Genomic DNA, 25852 nt, shown 5'->3' with positions numbered 1-25852 from the left:
TTAGATCTGTACCTTAGCTGTAAACATAATCAGGGAGTTATCGCGGCCCAACGTTCTGACGACCTGGCGATCGCCGTCGGGGCCAATGAAGAAAGAATCGGTATCTTGATTGGAACGTAGCGTGTTCAGTTGATACTTTAATTCAAGATGAATCGAGGGCCTGAAGTTATAGTTCATGGCGAAGGTGAACACCCTATTTCGGTCTTTGCGATCCTTCGGGTAATTCTTGTACCCCTCGGTCAGGTATGAATAGTCAAACCTGGTGGAAAAACGATCGGCTAACCAAAAATGCTGATAGGAAATGCCGTATTTAGACGCCATGATATAGCCGCCGACTTCCGACGGATCTTTGATATGCTGCGACGTATGTACAGTAAAAACGGCTTGTTCGAGCGGTTTCCACTCAGCCTGAATATCCCAGTTTACCCCGCTAAAATCCCTGGCATTGGGGTTATTATCGAATGTCTTATATAGCCAGGCTACGTTTGCATCCACGCGGGTTTTGCCCGTAAGCTGCGATTTAATACCGTATTCCAGGTAATACTCATCATTGTCTTTTTGCGAATCGACCTCATAACGGCGCTGATTGTTAATAAAGCGGTAGCGAAAGCGCGTTGCCCGCGAGTATTGGTCAGATAATTCTGCGATCAAACCGTTCTCGTGCCATTCCTGCCCACGGACATAGTTATAAAAATCAATATCAGTATTTTTAATATCGTCCGCGTGGCCTAAACGCAGCTTTTTAAACAGTAGAGCGACTTCGGCTTTACCGCGCCCTTTCGGTGCGCCATAGCTGTAACGTAATTCGCTGTTAAAGAGTTCGCTGCTCAATGGCGAATTAATACCGAAATCGCTGAACTGTTGTGATCGAAAACCCTCGGAAATACCACGCCCGCGCGCCTCGTGCCCGAGAGAATCTCTTCAAGACTGAGCGTTAATCCATGCTTTAACCCGTAGCGCCATGCACCATTAAAGCGAAAGAAATGATCGGTATAATTATCCGCCGAATCGCGGTCGTAACGACGATAATCACCGGAATACATCAGCAGATATTGGTCCTGATAACGCGCGCCAACAGCTTTAATCATTGGTCTGACGCTCTGAAAATCAGAACTCACTGCGTCTTGATCATAAGCCTGATAGGTCACGTTATTCTCATGTCCATAATCCAGACCGACCTGGCTTTGAAAATCAATACCTGCAATACCGATATGCGATTTCGGCATCAGGTCAGCCCAGCAGGGATGCGGCATTATCATTCCAGCGGCGATGATCAATTTAGTACGCATTTTCACCAATAAAGCCTTTGAAAATGGTTCTAAAGATAATCTTGATATCCAGCCAAAGAGACCAGCTCTGAATATAGGCAATATCGTAGTGAACCCGTTTTTCCATTTTATCGAGGGTATCCACTTCGCCACGATAACCATTAACCTGTGCCAATCCTGAAATACCAGGCTTCACTTTATGGCGAATCATGTAGTTTTCGACCAGTTGACGATACTGCTCGTTATGCACCACGGCATGAGGTCGCGGGCCAATAATCGACATCGTGCCTTGCAATACATTGAAAAACTGCGGCAGTTCATCCAGCGAAGTACGGCGTAAAAATGCGCCAAAACGCGTAACGCGCGGATCGTTTTTAGTCGCCTGCGTCACAACGCCGGCGTTTTCCATCACGTGCATCGAGCGAAATTTCCACACTTTGATTTTGTTGCCGCTCAGACCGTAGCGATCCTGCTTGAATAACACCGGCCCGCGCGACGTCAGTTTGATGCCAATCGCAATCAGCAGCAACAACGGCGAAATCATCAGCGTAATAACGCCGCCAATCACTAAATCCTCAACGCGCTTAATAAAAGAACCAATACCATCAAACGGCGATCTGAAAATACTGATGGTCTGAATGTTATTGATGGAACGAAACTGCGATACATATGAACTGTAGGAATAAAGGTCAGGAATGATGTAGGTATCAACCGTAGTATCGGACATCATCGACAGAAAATAGCGAATGCGTTTCAGCGCAATCATCGGCAGTGCAATATAAATCTCATCCACTCTGCCCGCTTTGGCTTCTTCAACCAGCGCACTTACCTTGCCTTTAAACGGGCTCTTAGTCAGATAACCGCAACGGGATGGACTGCGATCGTCATAGAAAGCCAATTCCAACTGCATATTGGCATACTCTTTGAGCAACGCTTTTTCCGCCGCTAACCCACCGGGCGTTAAGCCCACAATAGCAATCCTAATCCGTTTTTTGGTCGTAAATTTAAACGTAATCAAACGAGTGAGATAGAGGCCGCATAGCGAAAGGATATACCAATACAGCGTCGCGGAAAAATAGATGTTATCGAGATGATGCAATAGCCCTAGCGAGTACAGCGTGCCGGCATAATCCCTGACCACTTCAACAAACATGACGGACAATAATGCGGAACTCCACAGTCTTCTCTGCCCGCGAAATTGCATATTCTTAAGCCCATTATGATATAAGCCGGTATATTCTCCAATAAGTAGAAAAGAGGTGGAAAATAGCAAACTAATCATAATGACATCGTCGAAAGCGCCCATCAAAAATAGCCTGGCGCTGACTATTAATGTTAAATTGATTGATAAGAAATCCATCAATTTAATAACAAAAAAGTCATTTCCATAGGAAATCTTTATCTGATTACTAGACACTTTTTAATCATAATCCATTAGGTTTTTATTATTGACGCCTCTCCGAGATGGATAATATATCACCTAAATAAAATTTAAAATGACAATCAGAAGATTCTCAAAAAAATTTTTATTAAAATACAAAGACCCACAGTATTTTCCACAATGATTATTAATCTATAGAATATAAATGTTCACGTTAGTAATTTAACAATAATTATTCATTCTATTATTATTTATATATTAATATTTGGTATTAATAATTATTACGAGAGAATCGATAAGGAATAAAATTTCGCCGCCCCTGTTGAGCCAGCCAGGCAAGACTACGCATCGTTTCATTCGTCTGCCGCCCCGGTTGCTATGTACTATGATTGCGATGTACATATGATTGCGATGTACATATGGTTGCTACGTACTATGCGAAGCGGCAATGCGAGGCGGCATCTCAAACGTCACTGACAACAGTACCAGACGTTACCCGGCGTATTTGCCGAATTCGCAGCTCAGTTGCGTCCACTTGCGAGCCTGTTCGCTCAGGGTGAAGCCCAGACCGTGACGATCCGACACCCACATGCGTCCGTCGCGCAGTTCAAGCTGCTCGTTAAACAGCGGGTTGAGCCATTCAAAATGTTCCAGCCAGGGTTCCAGCGGGTAGGCGGCGGCCAGATGCAAATGCACCTCCATCGCAAAATGCGGCGCCAGCTTACGGCCGTGTTTCGCCGCCAGATCCATGATCTTCAGGAACGGCGAAATCCCGCCCACGCGCGGCGCGTCCGGCTGCACAACATCACTGGCGTTGCCCAAAATCAGCTGTTCATGTTCCCGGAAACTGGTGAGCATTTCCCCGGTGGCGATCGGCGTGTCGAGCGCGGCGGCCAGTTGCGCGTGGCCTTCCACGTCGTAGGCGTCCAGCGGCTCTTCAATCCAGATCAGGTTGAAAGCCTCCATTTTGCGCCCCATGCGGATCGCGGTTTCACGATCCCACTGCTGGTTGGCATCCACCATTAACGGGAAATCATCGCCCAGCGCCTCGCGGACCGCGGTCAGACGGCGGATATCCTCCGCGGTGTTGGGCTGGCCGACTTTTAGCTTAATGCCGCCGATGCCGCTCTCCCGCGAGAACGCCACGTTCTTCAGCACCTGTTCCAGCGGGGTATGCAGAAAGCCGCCGGAGGTGTTGTAGCATTGGACGGAATCCCGGTGCGCGCCCAGTAATTTCGCCAGCGGCAGCCCCGCGCGCTTCGCTTTCATATCCCAAAGCGCAATGTCGATAGGAGAGATGGCCTGCACGGCCATGCCGCTGCGCCCCACCGAGGCGCCGGCCCACAGCAGTTTGCTGTAGATTTTATCGATATCGTTCGGGTCTTCCCCCAGCAGATTGTCGGCAATCTCTTTCGCATGCGCATAAATCCCCTGGCCGCCTGCGCGCTTGGAGTAACTGAATCCGACCCCTTCAAACCCATCGCGAGAGCGAATCTCCGCGATAATAATCGCCACTTCGGTCAGGGGTTTCTGGCGCCCGGTGAGCACCTTGGCGTCGCTCACCGGCGTCGCCAGCGGCAGCAACGCCAGCGACAATTTAACCCACTCAATACGGTCGCCGGTTTCCGCCGCGGTTTTGACGCCGGTAACGCTGGCATAGGAAACGGCATCTGAATTTGCGCTTAACGACATGGCATGGTCCTCATCAGGTAAAATGTTTGCGCTAACATCAATAACGAAGATACCGATAGAGCACCACTGCATTGAATCTATTTTGTACAAACGATCACAATCCGGATATTTATGGCAAGTTGCACAATAAAATGATAGCGCCAACACCAAGCCTTCCCGCGTAATATCAGGTACGAGAGCGTGCCGCCGCGCCGTGCTGGAAAAAGCACACCGCTTCACCAATAATCCACGAAACGGACGCCACCGAATAACACAAGGGCCAGGCTCACTGTGAGTACCAAAAAAACAACCCGACATGCCGCCGCAACGCGCGCGCCAACGCTGGATGACGTCGCCCGGGCGGCGGGGCTCTCTTCCATGACGGTCAGCCGCGTGCTCAACACCCCCGCGCTGGTGCGCGCCAAAACCATTGAAAAGGTGCAGGAAGCGGTGCGCGCCACCGGGTATATTCCGAACGCGCTGGCGGGCGGGCTGGCCTCCCGGCGCAGCAAACTGATCGCCGTTGTGGTGCCGCAAATCAACAACAATATGTTTGTCGATACTATCCAGGCCATCAGCGACGAACTGGCGCAGCGCGGTTATCACATGCTGCTGTGTGTGGCGGGATACACGCAACAGGCCGAGGAAGAACTGGTGGCGACGCTACTGTCGCGCCGCCCTGACGGCGTGGTGTTGACCGGCATCCATCACTCGCCTGCGCTCAGGAAAATCATGCTGAACGCCGCGGTTCCCGTGGTGGAAATCTGGGATCTCACGCCAACGCCGCTGGATATGCTGGTGGGGTTTTCTCATGAAAAAGTCGGGCTGGCGATCGGCGAGTATATCCGCCGTAAAGGGTATCAACACCCGGGCCTGATCTGGACGGCAGACCCGCGCGCCGCGAGGCGCAAAACCGGCTTGTGCGACGCGCTGGCCCGCGACGGCGCTCCCCAGCCAGCCTGCATCGACGCGCCCCTGCCCGCCACGCTGGCATTTGGCCGGCACGGGGTCAGCCAGTTGCTGGAGCGGGGTCATCCCGACATTGTGGTCTGCAGTTCGGACACGCTGGCGCAGGGCGCGATCATGGAAGCGGAAAGCCGTGGCCTGCGTGTTCCGCAGGATCTGGCGGTGATGGGATTCGGCGATCTGGATTTTGCCGCCAGCAACCGTCCGTCACTTACCACGGTCGGTATCGACAGACGGGAGATGGGCCGTCGGGCGGCCACCTTACTGGCAGACAGCATCGCAGGTGATGACCGCAACGGCACCATTGTCGACATCGGCTTTCAGCTTATCGAGCGGGAGTCGGCGTAGCCCGGCCAACGCGCGCGCAGCGGCTACGTTCACCCCAAATGCGTATGACCGGTGCCGCTGTCCTCCGGTTCCAGCACAGACAAACCGTGCAGGATGCCGCAACCGTCCACCGTCTGCGTGACCTGGCAGCGCTGGCTGATGTGCATCAGTTGCGCTTTCAGCTGCTGCAGCTCCGCAATGCGCGCCTCCACGTGCCCCAGATGTTCGTTCAGCAACACGTTCACCCCTTCGCAGCTGGCGGCCGGTTGCTCGCTCAGCGCAATCAGGGCGCGAATTTCATCGTGGTTCATGTCCAGCGAGCGGCAGTTGCGGATAAACCGCAGCCGGTCGACATGAAACTGATGGTAGTAGCGGTAGTTCCCTTCGGTTCGTTCCGGTTCCGGCAATAGCCCTTTCTTCTCATAAAAACGAATGGTTTCCGGTGTGGTGTTGGCCACTTTCGCCAGATCGCCAATTTTCATGTGATTCCCCCTTGACCCTGTAGTTGCTACAGGGTTTTTACTACAACAAAACCACGAACAGGAATCAACCATGTCAGAGAAACATTCACCCACTTCTCCGCGTCAGTTCCAGCCTGTCGCGCTGGAAAAACCGGGCAAGGCCCTGTTCCGACCACTCCCGCAGGCTCACGCCGGACTGGGTCAGGCCGCGACTAAAAACCGCGGGTAACCCGCAAAGCGGGCAATCTTGTACTAGTCACTGCTGCGACCATCCGGCACCGGCTCAGCCTACCGATGCGCTGGCTGGCGCGGAGCGCATCGGCGACCAGCAGCGCACGCCGATCCGCATCATGCAGATGGACTGCCCGACCGAAGAAACGATGCTGCGCAAAAAACTCGACACCCTGCCGGAAGTGAGCGCGCTGGAATTCAACCTGATGCAACGGGTGATGACCGTCACCCACCGCTACGACGCGCTGGACAAGGTGCTGGCCGCTATCCGCACGTTAGGTTTTGAACCCGAAGTACGCACCGGCGACGACCGCTCGCCCCTGCCGCCGGAGCCGAAGAAATCCTGGTGGCCGCTGGGGCTGGCGGTGGTCGCCGCCGCCGCCGCGGAAGCGGTGGAATGGACCGGGCTGCCCGAATGGTGGGCCGCGGTGCTGGCGATTCTCGCCGTGGCGGCCAGCGGGCTGACCACCTATCGCAAAGGCTGGATTGCCCTTCGCACCGGCAACCTGAACATCAATGCGCTGATGAGTATCGCGGTAACCGGCGCGCTTTTCCTGCAACAGTGGCCGGAAGCGGCGATGGTGATGGTGCTGTTTACCCTTGCCGAGCACATCGAGGCGCGTTCGTTGGACAGAGCCCGCAACGCCATCGCCGGGCTGATGAATCTGGCGCCGGACACCGCCACCGTACAACAGCCGGATGGCGACTGGCGCGAAGTGGAAGCCAAAACCGTCACGCCGGGCGACATCGTACGGGTGCGGCCCGGCGAGCGTATCGCGCTGGACGGCGAAATCACCAGCGGCCACTCCGCCGTCAATCAGGCGCCGATTACCGGGGAAAGCCTGCCGGTGGATAAACGTGTCGGCGACAGCGTGTTTGCCGGCACCATCAATGAAAGCGGCTCGTTTGAATATCGGGTGACGGCGGCGGCGGCCAATACCACGCTGGCGCGGATTATTCACGCGGTGGAACAGGCGCAGGGAACCAAAGCGCCGACGCAGCGGTTTGTCGATCAATTTGCCCGCGTCTACACCCCACTGGTATTTCTCGGCGCGCTGCTGGTGGCGGTGCTGCCGCCGCTGTTTACTGACGATAGCTGGCTGGACTGGACTTACAAAGCGCTGGTGCTGTTGGTGATCGCCTGCCCGTGCGCGCTGGTTATTTCCACCCCGGTGACCATCGTCAGCGGACTGGCGGCGGCGGCGCGGCGCGGCATTCTCATCAAGGGCGGGGTGTTTCTGGAAAAAGGCCACGCCCTCTCCTGGCTGGCGCTGGACAAGACCGGCACCCTGACCCACGGCAAACCGGTGCAGACCGGCTTTGAACCGGTCGCCGGCGTTGACGACGCCCGCTGCCGCCAACTGGCCGCCAGTCTGGCCGGCCGTTCCGACCACCCGGTATCGCAGGCGGTGGCAAGAGCCGCGCAGGAAGCTGGCACGCCGTTGCTTGCTGTCGTTGATTTCAGCGCCGTCGCCGGACAGGGCGTCACCGGTTCTCTTGAGGGGACAGCGCTATTTTCTCGGCAACCTACGGCTGGCCAGAAAGTGGCTGGGCGACGCGACCGCCGTCATTACCGATCGGCTGACCGAGCTGGAGCAGGCGGGCAACACCGCGATCATCCTGGGCGACGAGCGACAGGTTCTGGCGCTGATGACGGTGGCCGACACGGTGAAACCCTCCAGTCAGGAAGCGATCAACACACTGCATCAGGCCGGCATCAAAACCCTGATGCTCACCGGCGACAATCAGCACGTGGCGCAGGCTATCGCCCGCGACGTGGGGATCGATGAGGCGCGCGGCAACCTGTTGCCGGAAGACAAGCTCTCGCAGATTGAACGGCTGTCGGCGCAAGGCGTAACCGGCATGGTGGGCGACGGCATCAACGACACCCCGGCGCTGGCGCGCGCGGATATCGGTTTCGCTATGGGGGCGATGGGCACCGACAGCGCGATTGAAACCGCTGATGTCGCGCTGATGAACGACGATTTGCGCAAGATCCCGGAATTCGTGCGCATCTCCAAAGCCACCCGCGCCATCCTGATCCAGAACATAGTGCTGGCGCTCGGCATTAAGGCGCTGTTCCTGACGCTCACCCTGCTGGGCATGGGCACCATGTGGATGGCGGTGTTCGCCGATGTCGGCGCCAGCCTGCTGGTGGTGGGCAACGGCCTGCGGCTGCTGCGTCAGGCGCCGGCCGCCGCTACGGCATAGGCAATAACCGGGCGGAGACAATAACCGGGCGGAGAACAACCGCCCGGTTATTTGTTGAGATACGGCGTTACACCGTTGATGGCGTTCCGTCAGACCCGCCCCAGACAAGCGTCGAAGCGCGCCCAACTGTCAGACAGATCAATCACACTACGAGTTTTACGCGCCTCATCGATCTTGATGGCGGTTAGCCCGGCCTCCAGCGCATCGATAACCGACACTTTCAACGGCGTGCCCTGACGGAAATGCTTCACGATCTCTTCCGCCATCAGAGTATCCGCGCCGTAGTGCCCGTCATACGCATTGCCCTCGTAAGCTTTATCGGTCTTTTTGTCGCCGGTACGCGCATCATGCACCCGGAAAAAATTCCGCACAAAATCGCCTTCGGCCATACCGTCGGTGCCGATAACGCAAAAACGGCGAAACTCATCCGGCACATTCAAATTGGCATGGAAACTCAGCGTGGCGCCGCCGGCATACTCCACGATCGCCGTCTGGTAATCCACGATATCGGCATCGCTTTCAAACACCGCGTCAGTGGAAGACCAGCCGCTGGGCTTAACATGGTAAAGTTCGGATGTTGGCGTGATATCACCGTGCGGCGCGTGCGACGGCGTGAAAGATTTGCGCCCGCCGAAGCTGGCGACGCGCACCGGCCGCTGGCCAACCAGCCCCTGATACAGGTCGATGTCGTGGCAACATTTCTCCAGAATATAAGGCCCGGCATAACGTTCATAACGGCGCCAGTCACGCATAAAAAATGCGCCGTGGTAAGGCCGGATATGCTCCGTCGCTTCGATAGAGGTGATCTCGCCAAGCTGGCTGGCATCCCGCGCTGCCAGCAAGTCCTGATACAGCGGCGAGTAACGCAGTACCAGCCCGACCAGAATGCGTTCGGCGCCATACTGCCGCACCAGTTCGGCCAGCGCCAGGGTCTGCGCTTCGTCAATCACCACCGGCTTTTCGGTAAACACGGTATACCCCGCCTGTAACCCCTGGCGGATGTGTTCCAGATGCATAAAGTTGGGCGACCCCACCATCAGCATGTCGAATCCGCCAGCGGCGAGCAGCGCTTGCAGGGAATCGAACGCCGTTCCCACATCAATCCCCGCCTGCTGAAGCCCCGGTAACCCGGCAGGCGCGGGATCGGCGTAACCGACAATGGAAAAATCAGGATCGGCCTTAAGAAACTCTTTGACCACATTCGACAAACGGAAGCCGAGGCCCACAATACCCACTTTCATGTAATCCCCCTGGTCGACCATGCGTCGGCCGCGACAACAACGTGATTAAGGCCAGGCAGGTACCCGGCGTGCCAAATGATGATTATCTGACCACCAACTTATTACGACAAAAAAACTAATGTCAACAAAAACGCGATAACAAAAATACGATAAAAAATTAATTTATTGTTTTTTATGTTGTTTTTTAAAACACAAACACTTCATATTTATTTGTTATTGTGATTTAAGTTTTTTTACCCTATCTTTCGCACAGTAATGTGGCGATTTAATACCCTGATGGCAGGCCGTGAAAGGAGCACAACGTGCAAGTACAATATCTGCTTGGCATTGATGGCGGTGGAACCCACTGCCGCGCCAGACTGACGAATTTGCAAGGGAACGTGCTGGCCGAATGTCAGGCCGGGCCAGCCAACGTGTATTCCGATTATTCGCAAGCACTCCAGACCGCTAGCCTACTGGCGCACGACGTCGTACAACGCGCCGGGCTCCCCGCCGACGCCTTGCAGCGTACGATTGCCGTCAGCGGACTCGCCGGCGCCAACGTGCCCTCCTTACGTCAGCGTTTACAACAGTGGCGCCCGCCTTTTTACCGGCATCAAACGTTGTCCGACGCGGAAATTGCCTGTATTGGCGCACATCAGGGAGAACCGGGGGCGATCCTGATCGTCGGCACCGGCAGTCAGGGAGTGATCTGGGACGGGCAGGCATTTCACTCCGTGGGCGGCTGGGGATTCACGCTCGCCGATCAGGGGTCCGGCGCGCAACTGGGTCGCCGCGCGTTACGTCATGCATTGCTGGCGCATGACGAACTGGTAGAAAACACCGCCTTGACTCAGGCGATTATGGCGCGCTTCGAACATAACCCTGAGCAGCTATTGCAATGGTCAGGCAACGCCACGCCCGCCGACTGGGCGGCGTTTGCTCCTCTGGTGTTTCAGGCGGCAGAACAGCAAGACCCGGCAGCAAGCGTACTGTTGCAACGCACGGCGGATGACATCACCCTGCTGCTCAGCGCGCTTATCAAACGCGGACAAGGGCGCGTGTCGCTCATGGGTGGGCTGGCCGCTCCCGTGCTTCCCTGGCTTCCTCACCATGTTCAGGCTACAGTAGTGCCCGCACAGACTGATGCGCTCAGCGGCGCGCTTTATCTGGCTCGCCGCCAGCATCAACAGTCGACTGCCGGGTATTGACGCGGCACGTGATTCTTTTGTCCACTTTTCAGCAATCCTCGGGTTAAACACAAAGAATGATGACGGCTCCGAATGTAACCGCACGTATTTTGCGACTGATCGTTGAACACGCGCCTATCAGCCAATCTGACCTGAAAGTACGCAGCGAACTGAGTATGTCGACCGTCTCTCAGGCGACTAACCGACTGCTGTCGCAGGGAATTATTCAGGAGTTGGGATTACGCCGGGTGTCGATGGGTCGGCCTAAAACGTTGCTGGGGCTGAATGCCGACTATGCCACCGTAGTCGGTATCCAGCTCAACGCGGAACGCAACCTGATCGTCATGACCGATCTGTCCGGCAATTTACTCGGCGAGCAACAGATCCCCTCCGGCGAACTGACGCCAAAACAGCTCAGCGACGCGCTGGCGCGCTTTCTACGCACGGTGCAGGACAAGCACGTCGGCGCGATCGGCCTGGCGATTTCAGGACTGGTCGATCCGCTGAACGGGTACTGCATCCGTTCCAAAGTGCTCGACTGGGATCAGGTGCCGATCGCCAGTATGCTGGAAGAACGCTTCTCGCTGCCGGTATTTATCGAAAACGACGCCAACGCCATGGCAATGGCTGCGCTGGTGTTCGGCCAGTTAGGCAATGCCAGTTCGGCCATTATCGCCACCTACGGTAAAGGCATCGGCGCCGGTATTATTCTCGATCGTCAACTCTATCGCGGTCGTAACGGCAAAGCAGGTGAAATCGGTAATGCGTTGTTGGGCGACGGATCGGAACGCTTGCTGGAAGAAGTAGCGTCATCACGGGCCATTCTGCAACAGATTGCCGCGCTCAACGGCGGCGATGCGCCCACCAGCCTGGCCGAACTGGATCTACGCCCGTCCGCCGCGATATTGGATACCCTGTCTGAAGCGGGCCATCATCTGGGATTATCGCTTGCCAACCTGGCTATCGCCTTCGACCCGGACGTGGTGTATCTGGCGATGGAGCCGCAAATGGCTTCACATATTCTGCTCGATCAGGTCACGCAGAGTTTCCAGAAACACCGATTAAAGCTGACGCCGCAGATGACGCCGCTGCAATTTCTGACTGAATCCAACCGCATGTGGGCATTGGGTGCGGCCGGTTTTGCAGTCAACAAGTTACTCGATATCCTCTCTGCCAGAGCCGACGAAGAGTGAGCCGTGAACGGGTTTCCCCCGTTCACGGCAAGCATTAGCGCAACCGTCGCCCGGCATCGTCAAACAGCAGACAATGCACGGTATTCAGCCCGTAATTTACCTGATCTCCCGTTTTCACCCCAGCAGCCTGACGCGCCTCGATAACCAACAGCGTCTCGCGCCCGATATCCAAATGGAGATAACTGGTATGCCCCAGTTGTTCGGTAAAGGATACGGCGCCGTCGAAGCGCTGTTCTGACGGCGCTTCGGTAGTGAAATGCTCAGGGCGAACGCCAAGTTGTACCTGTTGCCCGACCTGACAGTGCGCCGTGATCGGCAGCGGCAGCGCCGCTATCGCCAGATCAGGTATCGCAACCCTGACTTCCCCTTCCCGCACATCAACGATGTGCGCCGGTAACAGGTTAATTTTGGGTGAACCGATAAACCCGGCCACGAACACATTGTCCGGGTCATGGTATAGCGTTAACGGCGCGCCTACCTGCTCAATGCGCCCCTGTCGCAGCACCACGATCCGATCAGCCAGCGTCATGGCCTCCAGTTGATCATGCGTCACGTAAATCATGGTATTGCCCAGTGCGGCATGCAGCCGTGCTATCTCAATACGCATCTGCAATCTCAGTTCCGCATCCAGGTTGGACAATGGCTCGTCAAACAGAAAAATGCGCGGTTTGCGTATAATTGCGCGCCCAATGGCTACACGCTGTCGCTGTCCGCCGGACAAGGCGCGCGGCATACGATCCAACAATTCCGTCAGATGAAGTTTCGCCGCCGTCTCTTCGATAGCCCGCGCCACCTCCGCTTTTGACCATTTCGCCACCTCCAGCGGATACGCCAGATTGCCCTTTACCGTCATATTCGGGTAGAGCGCGTAAGACTGAAACACCATAGCGATACCGCGCTCTGTCGCCGGACGCCGGGTCATATCGTCGTCGCCGATCATCAATTGCCCGCCGGTAATTTCTTCCAACCCGGCAATCATTCTGAGCAACGTTGACTTACCGCAGCCGGATGGCCCGACAAATACCACAAACTCACCACTTTCTATTTTCAAATCAATGCCATGAATGACATTAATGTGATCGTAGGATTTTTTTGCGTTTCGTAATTGCAAGCTTGTCATAACCACCCTCAGTCAGAGCGTCCGCGCCATGTAAATGGCATGACTGCGCACGACATGCCGGAATCCCAGTCGTTGGTAAAAAGCGCATACCGCTTCGTTTTGCAGGCTGACGCCAAGGTGTACCCCTTTCACCCCCGCCTCGCGCAGCGCCCGCAGTTCCGTTTCCACCATGCGCCGCCCCCAACCGCCGCCTTGCGCCGACGGCAGCAGGTTAATATGCAAATGCGCCGGCCAGGCTGACGTCAGTTGCGCCGCCGCCCGTTCTGGCCGCCGAATCGCCCCCAGGATGTAATCATCCCGCTCCGCCAGTGCCTGACGGTCGCGATAGGCGTCCTGCCATCGGGGCCACCAGTGCTGCGCCAGAGCCTCCTCAAACAGCACGGTATCCGGCGCGGCCACGACATACCCGGTGACCTGGCCGGCCTGCTCCAACACAAAAGCAAACGGCGCAGCGAAGTAGAGATAAGGAACCGAGAAACGCTGCCCCGGATACTGCGGGTCGGAATACAGCGTGGATGCGTCGCCGCCGGCATTGGCCGTTTTCAGGCAGATGTCGTACAGCGCCGCGAGATCAGATTCACGGGCAAGCCGGATCACGCCTTCGGATGCAGTCATAGAAGTCTCACTGTGGTCACGATATGAACAACACCACGTTAAAGAATGCCGACTTAGTTTTCAAGAAAAAATAAATACCAAATGCGCTGTTTTCTGATAAAGCGATATCCGTAACATCGGTTCAGGATCACATCACAGCGATATTATGCGGTGAAATCGGTCCGATGCGCCGCAACCCTGTGTATCCCCGGCTTTACCCGGAACAAAAGCATAAGATATTCATATGATTTTGTGTATAAAATCACAAATTTTAGAGTCAAAAACAAACAACCATATTGCTTATAATTTATAGCTTAATACAACATCACATTACGATCTCTTAGCTAAAACAGCTGAAAAAGCACCTATAACAGTACATTTATCACTCAGATAAAAATAACAAACACGAAACAAACCCTATTTGACTTTATTTCACCCATAAAGTAAGTATTCAAATCAGGTAAAGCGCTGTCACATTTACCATCCGGCAACCAGCAGGAGCATGCGGTTGCCATGACGAAGGGATGCCAGTCTAGTGTTGGAGTACCGAGCATTATGTGTAACGCATTTATGATTTCGCCTTGTTCCCGCACATCCATCCGCCGAAACGCCCTGCCGGCTCTGGTCGGAGCGATCGCCAGCCTGTTCATGGTCGCCGCCCAGTCAACCACATTAAGCGAATGGGACATTTACAGTTACCCGGAACAGTCCACAGCGGTCGAAAAGGCCATCAACACGTTTACCGCCGAACATCCCGGCATCACCATTCAGCGCTCGGTGCATTCGTTTGAAGACACCCGCATACCGCTAAAACTGGCGCTGACCTCCGGCGATGGCCCACAGGTGGCGCAGGTCAATCAGGGCGGCGGCGACATGGGTGCGCTGGTGAAGGACAAACTGCTCTATCCGCTGGATGACTACGCGAAACAGTACGGCTGGACCACCCGCTTTCCCGACTCAATCCTTCAGCGCAACCGTTGGTCGGATAAGCAAGATTTCGGCAGCGGCAAGTTATACGGCGTCGCCAGTCTGGGGGAGATGATCGGTCTGTATTACAACAAAGCATTGCTGGATAAAGCGGGCATCGCCGTCCCCCAAACGCTGCCGGAGCTGGAAAAAGCGATGGCGACGCTGAAAGCCAAAGGCATTCCGCCGCTGATGCTGGGTCTGCTGGACGGCAACATGGGCCAGCAGTTGCTGAGCACATTATGGGAAACGCACATCGACAGCGCTAATCGCAAACCGCTGGATGAGTTGATTTACGGCGTGGGCGGCACCTTCAACGATCCCAGGTTACTCAAAGCGGCCGGCATCATGCAGGACTGGAATCAAAAAGGGTATTTCTTCCCCGGCTTTCAGGGCATCGGCCATGACGACGCCGCCACCTTATTCCAGAACGGCCAGTCCGCGTTTCTGATTAGCGGCACCTGGTATCTGGGCCAGTTCAAGCAGAATAAAGATATCCATTTTGCCGCTATTCCCCATGCCGAAGGCGTGAACCACGCCCTGATGGTAGGAGGCACCGATCTGGCCTACTCGATTACCAACATGGCGAAAACCAAAGAACAGCGCGACGACGCCGCTAAATTTATCGACTATATCGTGTCGGATAGCATGGCCAATCTCTGGCTGCAGGCCGGTTTCCTGCCGGCAGGCACCAATAAGAACGCGGCCATTCCGAAAGATAATCCGCTGCTGGAAGAGGCTTATCACACCTGGGTCGATCTCAATGCCTACGACGGACTGGGACACTATGTGGACTGGGCTACGCCGACCATGAACACGACCCTGAATCAGAACGTGCAACTGTTGCTGGCCAACCGCCTCACGCCGGCGCAACTGGTGGCAAATCTGGACAGTGACTACGCCAATTATATGAAGTCGTTAAAGAAACCGTAATGACAGCGCCCGGCGCGCCGCCGGGCAGCCACCAGCTTACAGGGATACTCCTCATGCTCAATCACTCTACGTGGCGCAACATGCTGTACATCCTGCCGGCAGCCATCGTTTATGCGCTGTTCCTGCTGCTGCCGCTGCTGACGTCGGTTGGGATCAGCTTTACCCATTGGGACGGCACGTCATGGCCGGTGTTCACCGGCCTGAGCAACTTCGTGCGCATGTTCAGCGACCCGCTGTTTTGGATCTCGCTACGCAACAATGCGCTGCTGATGCTGTTCTACACACTGTTGCCCATCAGCGTAGGGCTGATTCTATGCAGTTTTCTGCATGAAACCCGCAGCGACAGCGAACGCAGCCTGCTGCGCATTCTGTTTTTCCTGCCTTACATCATGCCGATGGCGGTGCTCGGCGTCGTCTGGCGCTGGCTGTATAACCCGGCGTTTGGTCCGCTGGATCAACTCCTGCGGGCCATCGGCCTGCCGCAACTGGCCATCTCCTGGCTGGGCGATTTCAACTGGGCGCTGCCTGCCGTCGGTCTGGTCGCCACCTGGTACTTCTTTGGCTTCTGTCTGGTGTTGTTCATGGCCGGATTACAGCGTATGGATCCGTCATTACTGGAAGCCGCCGATCTGGACGGTTCGTCGCGACGACAAAAATTTCTACGCATCACGCTGCCGTCGCTGCGGCCGGAGCTGCGCATCGCGCTGCTGTTAACGGTCATCGCCAGCCTCAAGGCATTCGATCTGGTGTACGTCATGACGCAAGGCGGGCCGGGAACCTCAACGCTGGTGACCAACCTTTATATGTATCAGCAAGGCTTTGATCTGCGCTATTTCGGTTACGCCTCCGCGGTCGCCATGGTCAGCATGCTGCTGGTTTTCCTGCTCAACGGACTGATTCACTTTGCCATTCGGGAGCGTTACTGATGTCTACCCCTCCGGCTTTCTGGCGCGTGCTGATTTGGATCGTCGCACTGATGACGGTGCTGCCGTTCGGTCTGGCGCTGATGACCTCATTCAAAACCCAGACCGAATTGTTTCAGGGCGTATTTACGCTGCCGTCACGCTTTAATCTGGACAATTACCTTACCGCCTGGCAGCAGGGGCATTTCAATCTGTACTTCATGAACTCGATACTGGTGGTAGTGCCGGTGGTCATCAGCAGCCTGCTGCTTGGCATTCTGTCGGGGTTCGGTTTCGCGTTTCTGCGCATTCCCGGTAAACGGCTGTTCGCCGCCGCGCTGGCGCTGGGCATGGTGCTGCCCTCGGAAGCCTTCATTATCCCGTTGTACCATGAGCTGCACTGGCTCGGGCTCACCAACAGCTACCTGGCGCTGATTCTGCCGCAGGTGGCGCTGTCGATGCCATTCGCTACTCTGATGATCGCCTCGGCATTTCAGCAGGTTCCCAAAGAACTGCTGGAGGCGTCGGTGATGGATGGCGCGCCGCGGCTGAAAATTCTATGGGGCATTCTGGTGCCGGCCATTTGGCCAATGCTGTCCACGCTGGCGCTGCTGCTGTTTATCTGGACCTGGAATGAATTTCTCATCCCGCTGATCCTGGTGAATAGGGATGAGCTGCGCACCCTGCCGATCGGCATGATGTTCTTTCAGAATAAGAACACCATCAATATTCCGGTATTGATGGCTGGCGCGATGATCGTCATCTTACCGTTGATAGCGATTTTCCTGTGTTTCCAGCGCAAATTCATCAGCGGCGTAACCGAAGGAGCAGTGAAATAACGCGGCGTTCAGGCGGTCTGACGTCATCAGACCGCCTGATGCCATTGATGCCTTATTCCGACGGCTGGTGCGCGGTTTCTCTGGCGCAGAACACCGCCAGACAGGTCACCAGCAACGCCAGACAAACATACAGTGAGATCGCCAGCGTGCTGTTCCACGACCGAAACAGCGAGGTGATCACCAACGGCGCGAAACCACCGCCCACAATGCCTGCCAGCGTATAAGCCAGCGATGAACCGGCGTACCGCACATGCGTCGGGAACTGTTCAGTCACGAACGCCGCCTGCGGGCCGTACATCGCCGCATGGATAATCAGCCCGACCACTACCGCCACGCAGATCGCTAGCGGTTGCGCGGCATCCAGCAGCATGAAAAACACAAATGCCCACACGATAGCCGCAATAGCGCCGCCCAGATAAACCGGGCGTCGGCCCAGCCGATCGGACAAGATGCCAAACAGCGGAACCGCTATCACGTTGGCGACCGCGCCCAGCATGGTGGCGGTCAGCGCCAGCGGCCGCGGCAGTTGCAGCACCGTGGTTACGTAGGTCAGCGTAAACACCACCACCAATGCATACAATACATCCGATCCGATACGGGCGCCGCCGGCGATCAACAGCGCGCGCAGATGGTCGCCGAATACCGTTTTCAGCGGCGCCTCCCGGTGTTTTTTCTGATGATCCAGCGCCAGAAACGCCGGCGTTTCACCCACCCCGCGCCGCAGCCACAGTCCAAACGCCACCAGTACCAGACTCAGCAGGAACGGCACACGCCAGCCCCAGTCGAGGAACTGAGACGGTGACAGCAGCAAGGTAATCAACGTGATAAACCCCGTGCCAATCAACGTACCGCAGGACGGTCCTACCTGGGCAAACGATGCATTACGTCCGCGCTGATGCGGCTTGCCATGCTCCATCGACAGCAACACCGCCCCCGCCCACTCGCCGCCCAACGCCACGCCCTGCATAAAACGCAGGCTTACCAGCAGGATCGGGCTCCAGATGCCCCACTGGGCATAACCGGGCAACAGTCCCATCATCGCCGTAGTGACGCCCATGATGACCAGCGTGGCCACCAGCACGAAACGACGGCCCAGCACATCGCCAAGATGACCGAAAATCAGTCCGCCGACCGGCCGCGATACATAACCGACGGCATACGTGGAAAACGCCAGAATGGTCCCTACCAGCGGGTCAAATGACGGGAAAAAGACATGATTAAATACCAGCGCCGCCATCAGGTTGTAGACGGTAAAATCGTACCATTCCAGCGCGGTGCCGATGGAACTGGCGGCGGCCAGTCGGCTGGTCTGCACCGCAGCGGGTTGTTCATGTGCCGGCGTCTCGGCATGAAGTGACATCGTCATGATTGCAGATCCTCATCGGTCAGCGTCCAGCTCAATGCGTAATGCATGGCGTCGGACAGGGGCAGGGAGAGCGCCGCGGTGGCGGCATGAATGAAATGACGGCATGCACTGGACTGGTTGCTTTCAATCAGCAACATCGGCAGCAGTTGCCGGTTCTCGGTCTCTTCTTTCGGCAGCGGGCTGCTGAGCGTGGTATCCGGGAGCAGCAAACTGGAGCGAACAAATCCCGCCTCTTTTGCCAGTGACTCGCCCAGCAAGCGCATGGTTTCAGCCTGGACGGCTGCGTCGCCGTCCGGCAGCGTGATAATAGCCAGCTGGCTTCCCGTTCCTTGCCCAACCACGGACTGAATGGAACAAACACGGCGCATCGGGTTGCGCATCCGCTGCAGGTTGGTTATTGACCAGGGGGTCTGGTGTTGAAAAGCCGCCTGATAGGATGGCGACGTGAAGCTCGCCAGCGACGCCGTTTTGTACAACCCCAGATATTTTCGGCCACCGCTAACTGACTGGTAGCGACTGCCGGACAAAAAGCCCTCGATACGCACCCGCTCTTCTACGTGTTCCACGTCATACCAGCGGTTAAAGTCGTCTTCATCGTTGCTATCAATATCGGTGGCAACAAACAGCATACCCTGAAACATGGCGGTCATTTGGTTCTCCTGATAAGAATGGTCACACGTCAAAACGGATTAAGCGCATCAGGCCGTCTGCGCCAGATGCTTTTCTATCGCGCTGGCCCATGCCAGCACTTCACCATCACGAAACGGCAAGCCCGCCACCATCAACCCCACCGGCGCTTCGCCCGGCTGGTGGCAGGGCAACGACAGCGCGCAGCCATCAAGGAAGTTGATCGTGCCGGTATTACGCAGCGAGCGGCCATTGGCGAAGAAATAGGCATCTTCGCTGCCTTCCAGCTCCGCAATCGACGGCGCCGCCATCGGCACCGTCGGCATCAGCACCGCGTCGAATGACTGCCACAGCGCCGCAACGCGCCGCTGCCAGTCCGCACGCGCCGCCGCCAGCTCGCCCGCCTCACGTTCCCCAAGCGCCTCGCCTTTGCGAATGCGCGATAACACGCGCGGGTCGTAGCTGTCGGCACGCCGGGCGATCAAGGCGCGATGCCACTGCCATGACTCCAGCGCGGTAAAGCCGCCGCCGGCGTTAATCTGCGCCAGTTCCGCAAAAGGCTGGCACGGCAGCTCGATCAGGGTCGCGCCGGCACGGGAGAGCCGCGTCAGGGTATGGTTAAAGGCGGCGGCGACGGCGTCGTCCAACCCATCCAGCACCAGTGTCGTCGCCACCGCAAAGCGGGCGCGCGCCAGCGACTTTGGCTCCGGCGTCAACGACTGACGGGCGATGACGCTGTCCAACAACTGGCATCCGGCCACGTCGTGAGCAAGCACGCCCACTGAATCCAGCGAGGCGGATAGCGGCAGCACGCCGGTTTGTTCCACGCGCCGGGCGGTAGGTTTAAAGCCTGTCAGGCCGCAAAACGCGGCGGGGATACGTACGGATCCCCCGGTATCGCTGCCGATGGCGCCGTAGCTCATCCCATCGGTAATCGACACCGCCGCCCCTGAAGACGACCCGCCGGGAATACGCCCGGTAGCGCGATCCCAGGGATTGCGCGGCGTGCCATAGTGTGGATTGAGACCCAGACCGGAATAGGCAAACTCGGTCATGTTGGTTTTGCCGACGATGACCGCGCCAGCACGCAGCAAACGCGTGACCACCGCCGCGTGGGCAACGGCGGCCGGGGCATCACTCAGCACGCGTGAACCAGCCGTGGTGGTATCGCCCGCGACATCAAACAGATCTTTGATGGATACCGGGATGCCATCGAGCGGTGACAGGGGGGTGCCGGCCTGCCGACGCTGATCCGACTCGATAGCCTGCTGCTGCGCCCAGTCGCCGTACACTCGGGTAAAGACTCGCCGCCCTTCGCCCTGCGGATCGGCAATACGATCCAGCGCCTGACGAGTCAGCGCCGTGGCGGTCTGGCGTTGCTGCGCCAGCGCCAGAGACAGTGATGTCAGCGTTTGTTCATTCGGTTCATTCGGTTCATTCGGTTCATTCGGTTCATTCATGATCATCGCCTCACGCGACTACCGGCAATGTCGTGATCGCATACTGATGACGAATCACGCGGCCGAGAACATCGTCCACCAGTTCCATACGGAAGGCGGCCGCCGGGCGAATACCGCCAATCGCGGCCACCGTCCCGCAGCTCATCGCCACCCCGTCAGCGGGCAAGTCACTGTCATGGCGACTGGCATACAACGCCAACAGTTCTTCCGGTCGGCGTAATCCCGCCAGCGTGCCCTGCTGATACTGCCGATATTCGCCGTCTTCCAGAATCCATGAACGCAGTTGCAGTTGATCCCAGTGTTCCGCGACATCGCTAAATCGCCACGCCTGCCGGGCTACCGGCTTAACGCAAACCTGCTTGGAAAGCGCCACGCTGGCAGCTTCCAGCTTTCTGTCGGTGTGATCGGATGCCAGCGACACATACCACTCGCCCTGGCGGCGGAACAGTAATGGTTCCGCTTCACCCGACGTGCTCTCGCCCACCACCTCAATCCGCTCCGACTGACTCAGTTGGTTAGCCGCGACCCGATAAAACAGCGGGATTGCACTAGGTTGAGGCACGCCCAGCTCCGCCAATTCCCGAATATGGTGCATAACCGCCTCGCGATCGCGCCCGGTCCACCCGGCAATCACCACGTCTCGCGCATCGAAACTGATTGGAATTTCTTTAAAATCAGCAAATAAGCTAAAATTCAGTGTCATAACATCGCCTCATTTATAAAAACACAGTGAAATTTCACTGACACTTCACGATGTAATTAAGCGATTTCCATGCCAGAATTTTTCGATAAGATGTAGGTTCGCTATAGATACAGGTTCGCCATAATTGACGAGTACGGTTGACGATATAAAAAACAAGCAGGAGCGAAGAGTGAGAGTCGTTAGTGAAATCACGCCATCCGGAACGGCGCAAGAAGCGGGAGGATCACTCAATGAGCAGGCTTATGAACGGTTCAAGGCTGCGCTGATCAGCCTGCGCTATAAACCGGGCGAATACCTGAATACCGCACAGGTCATGGCGGAGTTATCACTAAGCCGGACCCCGATTATTCAGGCAGTACATCGGCTGGCTAATGAAGGCTTGCTACAGATTATCCCGCGTAAAGGCATGATGGTGTCGCCGTTGTCGCTGGACGACGCCGTAGAACTGATCGAAGTTCGGATGGTGAATGAGATGCTGTGCACCCGGCTGGTGTGCCAGCGTTGCACAACACAGGATATTGCCCAACTGCGCGCCATCAACCAGCAGATTCGCATCGCCAGCGAAACACGCGACCATATCAACATGATGACGCTGGATCACCAGTTCCATCAACAGCTGGGGCATATCGCAGGCAACCGTATTCTGGCGGATATCCTGAGTGTTCTGAACGCCCGCTCACAGCGCTTCTGGGCCACCACCCTGTCTCGGGAAGGGCACATGCAGGAAGTGGTTAACGAACACGACGCGATTATCAGCGCGCTGGAACAACAAGATAGCGACGCCGCCGTAGCGGCAACGCAGGCGCATATCCTGTCATTTCGTCACGCGCTGTTCAGCAACTGATCGCCAGACCGAGAAAATCGGCGAGAAATCAGGGAGTACCGCGGCAAGACACCTACTGCCGTTGACCATCTCGTCGCAGGCTATCCCAGCGGACCACCCTGTATCGTGTCGCGTAACCCGGCGATGATGCGATCGCCGGTTTCCTGACGCAGTTCCTGATACCACGCCTGCGTCTGCTCCCACACCTTGCCGTGGGTCAGGTCACAGCGTTTGCGCGCTTTCAACACCAAATCGCGCACGCGATCGAGGCGTTGGTGCTCGTACTGCCGCAGCGCCGTCTCTATCGGGTGATGCCCCGCCAGCGCCTGCCCCAGCACCACCGCATCCTCCATCGCCGCGCAACCGCCCTGCCCGATATCCGGCGTCGTGCTGTGCCCGGCGTCGCCCAGCAACGCCACCCGGCCGCGCACCAGTCGTTCCACCGGGTCCATGTCGTGGATCTCAATCCGGTTGATGGCGCCGGGGTCAAGCTGTGCGATCAACCGTTGCACCGGCGCGCACCAGCCGTCGAAATAACGCCGCAGATCCTGACCCGCGCTGTGGCGATCCTCCGCCAGCCCGGCGGGCAACGGCACATCAAAGAAGAAGTAGAAGCGCCCGTTCGCCACCGGCATCAGCGACACCCGTTTGCCTTCGCCGACAAACGTGGTCCACTGGCGGGCCGGCGCGATGCTTTCGTCGATCGCCACCAGTCCGTTCCAGTTGACGTACCCGGCATAACGCCGCGCCGGCGCATGCCCCAGCACATACGGGCGCACCGCGGAATGAGCGCCGTCGGCGGCAATCAGCAGGTCGCCCTGCGCCGCCGTGCCATCGGTAAAGGTCGCGCGGACCGTGCCGCCCAGTTCCTCCACCTGACACACACGCTTGCCGAACTGAACCCGGTCGCGCCCCCAGTGATCCAACATCTGCCCCTGTAATTCGGCGCGCGCCACCGGACAAGGGCGTTCCCCCACCTGATCGACCAGCGGCTGCAAACTAAAGCGGGTCAGCGTGTCGCCCCGCCGTCCGTCTTGATAGGACATGTCGTGCATCGGGCCGCCGCCGCGGTCCAGAATGTCGCCCATGCCGAGCGACCGCATACACTTCACGCCGTTCGGCCACACCGAAATGGCCGCGCCCACCGGTTTGATTTCGGTGACCGCTTCGAACACCTCGCACTCCATGCCGGCTTTTTTCAGCGCCGCCGCCGCGCACAACCCGCCAATCCCGGCCCCGATTACCAGCGCTTTCATTCGCGTTTCTCCTTACTATCGCGGTAAACGCACCGCCCGCGGCAGCCAATCGCTGCCTTCAACCGCTACAATTCAATCACCAGATGCGCCGATCGGCTGCGGGAACAGCACAGCGCAATCTGTTGTTGCGGCGCGCTTTTTTCCGCGTCCGACTGCACGCTGTCGCGGTGATCCGGTCTGCCGTCGCGCACCGGCGTCAGGCAGGCGCCGCAAATCCCCATCTCGCACGACAGCGGCACCGCCACATCATGCTCCAGCAGTACGCTGGCGATGGTTTTCTCCGGCGGCACGGTGAACGTGCGGCCGCAGGACGCCAGCTCGACGGTAAACGTCCGCTCGTCGGCGTCATCAGCATGAGTTTGCGCCGGAGCGCAAAACGCTTCGGCGTGAATGGCGGACGCCGGCCACTGGTGAGCCAGCGCCTCGTTGGTTACATGGGTCATGAACCCGGCCGGACCGCACAGATACAATCGTCGGCCTTCGGCACCCTCGTACAGGCTGCCCGGTAGGCGGCGACGCGGGCTGTCTCCTTCGTCGGCGCACCAGATCTGACAGTGGCCGTGGCGGAACCCCTGACTGAACCGCTCACGAAACGCCAGCTCACACCGACGACGAACAAAATAGTGCAGTTCGAACGGCTGACCGGCCTGATCCAGCGCGTGCGCCATCGCCAGCAACGGCGTAATGCCGATCCCGCCCGCCAGCAACAGATAGCCACAGGCCGGCGCCAGCGCGAACGCGTTGCGCGGCGGGGAGATCGTCAGCCGCTGCCCCACCCGCAATGCGGTGTGCACGTAACGAGAACCGCCGCGCGACGCCGCATCGTGTCGCACGCACAACAGATAGTGACTGCGATCCGCCGGGTCGCCCGTCAGCGAATAGGGGCGCACCACGCCGCCCGGCAGATGTACATCGACATGCGCGCCCGCCTCGAAGGCAGGCAACGGCTGTTCATCAGGCGCCACCAGCCGTAGCGCCACGTTGCCCTCGCCCTGACGGGACAGCGCATCGACCACCACGGTCATGGTGTTTGCCAAGGTCGTATTTTTTATCTCGCCCGCAGCGTTTATCCGGCTCGGTATTTCCATCGCCTTTCCTCCCGCGCTCATACCAGAAAGAACTCGCCATACCCCAGCTTTTTCAGGCCGCGACGATAGGCGATCGAACTGCGATCCGCCGGAATGTGCGCTTCCAGCGTCAGGTCCAGCGGCAGATGCTCCGGTCGCTGGCTTTCCACCATCGTCCGATCCTCCTCGAACACCCGCAGGTTGAAGGCATGCACATCCTCCACCGGAATGTGCAGATCGAAATTACGGGCGATCGGCACAAACAGGCGGGTTTTGCGCGCCGAAACCGGCGACGCGGCATTCATGATCACCAACCGCCCGTCATCCGGGAAATGGATGGTAAGCGTGGCGGTAAACGGCAGGAACATCTCGAAATGGCGCAGCCAGACGAACCCTTCCGGCTCCTGCCGTCCGGAACCGCGGGCAAAATTGGACACCGAACTGACGTAGTCCACGCTGAAACCATACGGCGTTTCCACCGGCTGATAATCGGCAACCTGTTGATTGTCCGGGTCGGCGAAGGTGTCGGTATGCACCCAGGCAAAATGGGCCACATCAAGAAAGCCTTCAATCTGGCGACCGGCAAACCCGGCGATATCAAACGACGGGCAGACAATCTGCTGGAAACCGGCGTCATTCCAGTGCGGCATGTGCGGCAGTTCCGGCAGGATGCCGTCCGGCGGCGCCAGACACACCCACACCAGCCCATACTGCTCGCGCGCCGCGAAAGTATTCAGATGCAGTTTGGCGGGAATCGGCTGATCCGGGCTGGCCGGCACGCGGTTACAGCGCCCGCCGGCGCCGAAACGCAGGCCGTGGTAGGGGCAAACGATGCCCTCGCCATCGTGCGATCCCATACTGAGCGGCACGCCGCGGTGCGGGCAAATATCACGCGCCGCCACGATCTCGTCACCCATTCGGTACACCACCAGTTGCTCATCCAGCAGCGTGACCTGCGTCGGCGCGGGGCCGACGTCGCTCGCCAGCGCCACCGGGTGCCAGCAGCACGCCAGACGAATCCAATCGTCTACCTCGAAGGAACAGTGTGCAGGGGGTGTCAGCGTGGGTTTCATCACA

Annotated in this window: 20 protein-coding genes and 2 pseudogenes; 8 read left to right on the top strand and 14 right to left on the bottom strand. The window is 57.5% G+C overall.

What is annotated here, in order from left to right; genetic code table 11:
• The 3 genes and pseudogenes from DXX3274_RS03225 to DXX3274_RS03215 form a co-directional block, all read right to left on the bottom strand.
• Positions 1 to 1289: pseudogene (locus DXX3274_RS03225) on the bottom strand (outer membrane beta-barrel protein).
• Positions 1279 to 2685, bottom strand: a complete 1407-nt coding sequence (locus tag DXX3274_RS03220; protein WP_084478684.1) for an undecaprenyl-phosphate glucose phosphotransferase — start codon at positions 2683 to 2685, stop codon at positions 1279 to 1281. The pseudogene DXX3274_RS03225 and the gene DXX3274_RS03220 overlap by 11 nt, the downstream one beginning before the upstream one ends.
• Before the next feature lie 456 nt (positions 2686 to 3141).
• A complete protein-coding gene (locus DXX3274_RS03215; protein WP_042858538.1) occupies positions 3142 to 4341 on the bottom strand; it encodes an L-talarate/galactarate dehydratase in 1200 nt (399 codons plus the stop codon).
• 270 nt (positions 4342 to 4611) lie between these two features.
• Between DXX3274_RS03215 and DXX3274_RS03210 the strand changes: the two genes are divergently transcribed.
• On the top strand, positions 4612 to 5634 hold the full coding sequence (locus tag DXX3274_RS03210) for a LacI family DNA-binding transcriptional regulator (RefSeq protein WP_042858536.1): 1023 nt from the start codon (positions 4612 to 4614) through the stop codon (positions 5632 to 5634).
• Positions 5635 to 5663: 29 nt separating this feature from the next.
• On the opposite strand, the gene cadR is transcribed toward DXX3274_RS03210, so the two are convergent.
• Positions 5664 to 6095, bottom strand: coding sequence for a Cd(II)/Pb(II)-responsive transcriptional regulator (gene cadR, locus DXX3274_RS03205; RefSeq protein ID WP_038662639.1), 432 nt, complete (start codon positions 6093 to 6095; stop codon positions 5664 to 5666).
• Between the two features lie 70 nt (positions 6096 to 6165).
• On the opposite strand from cadR, the pseudogene DXX3274_RS03200 reads away from it, so the two are divergent.
• Positions 6166 to 8516: pseudogene (locus DXX3274_RS03200) on the top strand (heavy metal translocating P-type ATPase).
• 89 nt (positions 8517 to 8605) lie between these two features.
• Here DXX3274_RS03200 and DXX3274_RS03195 read toward each other — a convergent pair.
• The gene (locus tag DXX3274_RS03195) at positions 8606 to 9757 is read right to left on the bottom strand and encodes a Gfo/Idh/MocA family protein (RefSeq protein WP_042858535.1); all 1152 of its coding nucleotides are present in this window, start codon (positions 9755 to 9757) and stop codon (positions 8606 to 8608) included.
• A 302-nt stretch (positions 9758 to 10059) separates the two neighbouring features.
• Here DXX3274_RS03195 and DXX3274_RS03190 point away from each other — a divergent pair, with 302 nt between their 5' ends.
• Both DXX3274_RS03190 and DXX3274_RS03185 read left to right on the top strand, forming a co-directional pair.
• Positions 10060 to 10947, top strand: a complete 888-nt coding sequence (locus DXX3274_RS03190) for a BadF/BadG/BcrA/BcrD ATPase family protein (RefSeq protein ID WP_042858534.1) — start codon at positions 10060 to 10062, stop codon at positions 10945 to 10947.
• 59 nt (positions 10948 to 11006) lie between these two features.
• The gene (locus DXX3274_RS03185) at positions 11007 to 12119 is read left to right on the top strand and encodes an ROK family transcriptional regulator (protein WP_042861845.1); all 1113 of its coding nucleotides are present in this window, start codon (positions 11007 to 11009) and stop codon (positions 12117 to 12119) included.
• A gap of 34 nt (positions 12120 to 12153) precedes the next feature.
• Here the strand turns inward: DXX3274_RS03185 and DXX3274_RS03180 are convergent, their stop codons facing one another.
• Together DXX3274_RS03180 and DXX3274_RS03175 are read right to left on the bottom strand one after the other, a co-directional pair.
• Positions 12154 to 13239: an ABC transporter ATP-binding protein gene (locus DXX3274_RS03180; RefSeq protein WP_042858532.1), complete on the bottom strand. Its 1086-nt coding sequence runs from the start codon at positions 13237 to 13239 to the stop codon at positions 12154 to 12156.
• A 12-nt stretch (positions 13240 to 13251) separates the two neighbouring features.
• The gene (locus tag DXX3274_RS03175) at positions 13252 to 13854 is read right to left on the bottom strand and encodes a GNAT family N-acetyltransferase (protein WP_042858530.1); all 603 of its coding nucleotides are present in this window, start codon (positions 13852 to 13854) and stop codon (positions 13252 to 13254) included.
• Between the two features lie 627 nt (positions 13855 to 14481).
• On the opposite strand from DXX3274_RS03175, the gene DXX3274_RS03170 reads away from it, so the two are divergent.
• The 3 genes from DXX3274_RS03170 to DXX3274_RS03160 are packed head-to-tail and all read left to right on the top strand — an operon-like array spanning position 14482 to position 17473.
• Entirely contained in the window at positions 14482 to 15732 is a 1251-nt protein-coding gene (locus DXX3274_RS03170; protein WP_238556113.1) for an extracellular solute-binding protein, read from the top strand.
• A gap of 53 nt (positions 15733 to 15785) precedes the next feature.
• Complete coding sequence (locus DXX3274_RS03165; RefSeq protein WP_042858528.1) at positions 15786 to 16658, top strand: carbohydrate ABC transporter permease; 873 nt, start codon at positions 15786 to 15788, stop codon at positions 16656 to 16658.
• Positions 16658 to 17473 (top strand): carbohydrate ABC transporter permease, encoded by an 816-nt coding sequence (locus DXX3274_RS03160; protein ID WP_042858526.1) that lies wholly within the window; start codon positions 16658 to 16660, stop codon positions 17471 to 17473. The genes DXX3274_RS03165 and DXX3274_RS03160 overlap by 1 nt, the downstream gene beginning before the upstream one ends.
• A 52-nt stretch (positions 17474 to 17525) precedes the next feature.
• Here DXX3274_RS03160 and DXX3274_RS03155 read toward each other — a convergent pair whose 3' ends face one another.
• From DXX3274_RS03155 to DXX3274_RS03140, 4 genes are read right to left on the bottom strand one after another with little or no spacing between them, the layout of a single operon-like run.
• Entirely contained in the window at positions 17526 to 18839 is a 1314-nt protein-coding gene (locus DXX3274_RS03155) for an MFS transporter (protein ID WP_152495217.1), read from the bottom strand.
• Entirely contained in the window at positions 18836 to 19489 is a 654-nt protein-coding gene (locus DXX3274_RS03150; protein WP_042858525.1) for a DUF4286 family protein, read from the bottom strand. Before DXX3274_RS03150 ends, DXX3274_RS03155 begins: the two co-directional genes overlap by 4 nt.
• Positions 19490 to 19537: 48 nt before the next feature.
• Positions 19538 to 20926, bottom strand: coding sequence for an amidase (locus tag DXX3274_RS03145; protein ID WP_084478680.1), 1389 nt, complete (start codon positions 20924 to 20926; stop codon positions 19538 to 19540).
• Positions 20927 to 20936: 10 nt separating this feature from the next.
• Positions 20937 to 21629 (bottom strand): DUF2848 domain-containing protein, encoded by a 693-nt coding sequence (locus DXX3274_RS03140; protein WP_042858523.1) that lies wholly within the window; start codon positions 21627 to 21629, stop codon positions 20937 to 20939.
• A gap of 169 nt (positions 21630 to 21798) precedes the next feature.
• Between DXX3274_RS03140 and DXX3274_RS03135 the strand changes: the two genes are divergently transcribed.
• Positions 21799 to 22473, top strand: coding sequence for a GntR family transcriptional regulator (locus DXX3274_RS03135; protein WP_050569798.1), 675 nt, complete (start codon positions 21799 to 21801; stop codon positions 22471 to 22473).
• Positions 22474 to 22553: 80 nt separating this feature from the next.
• Here the strand turns inward: DXX3274_RS03135 and hpxO are convergent, their stop codons facing one another.
• The 3 genes from hpxO to DXX3274_RS03120 form a co-directional block, all read right to left on the bottom strand.
• Positions 22554 to 23708, bottom strand: coding sequence for an FAD-dependent urate hydroxylase HpxO (gene hpxO / locus DXX3274_RS03130; RefSeq protein WP_042858522.1), 1155 nt, complete (start codon positions 23706 to 23708; stop codon positions 22554 to 22556).
• 65 nt (positions 23709 to 23773) lie between these two features.
• Positions 23774 to 24796 (bottom strand): PDR/VanB family oxidoreductase, encoded by a 1023-nt coding sequence (locus DXX3274_RS03125; RefSeq protein WP_050569797.1) that lies wholly within the window; start codon positions 24794 to 24796, stop codon positions 23774 to 23776.
• 17 nt (positions 24797 to 24813) lie between these two features.
• Positions 24814 to 25848, bottom strand: coding sequence for an aromatic ring-hydroxylating dioxygenase subunit alpha (locus tag DXX3274_RS03120; RefSeq protein ID WP_042858521.1), 1035 nt, complete (start codon positions 25846 to 25848; stop codon positions 24814 to 24816).
• Positions 25849 to 25852 lie beyond the last annotated feature (4 nt).

It is taken from the genome of Dickeya sp. NCPPB 3274, assembly GCF_000406205.1.
Taxonomy (GTDB): Bacteria; Pseudomonadota; Gammaproteobacteria; order Enterobacterales; family Enterobacteriaceae; genus Dickeya; species Dickeya fangzhongdai.
Note: the sequence above shows the minus strand (reverse complement) of the source record. Positions and strands in the feature narration are given on the sequence as shown.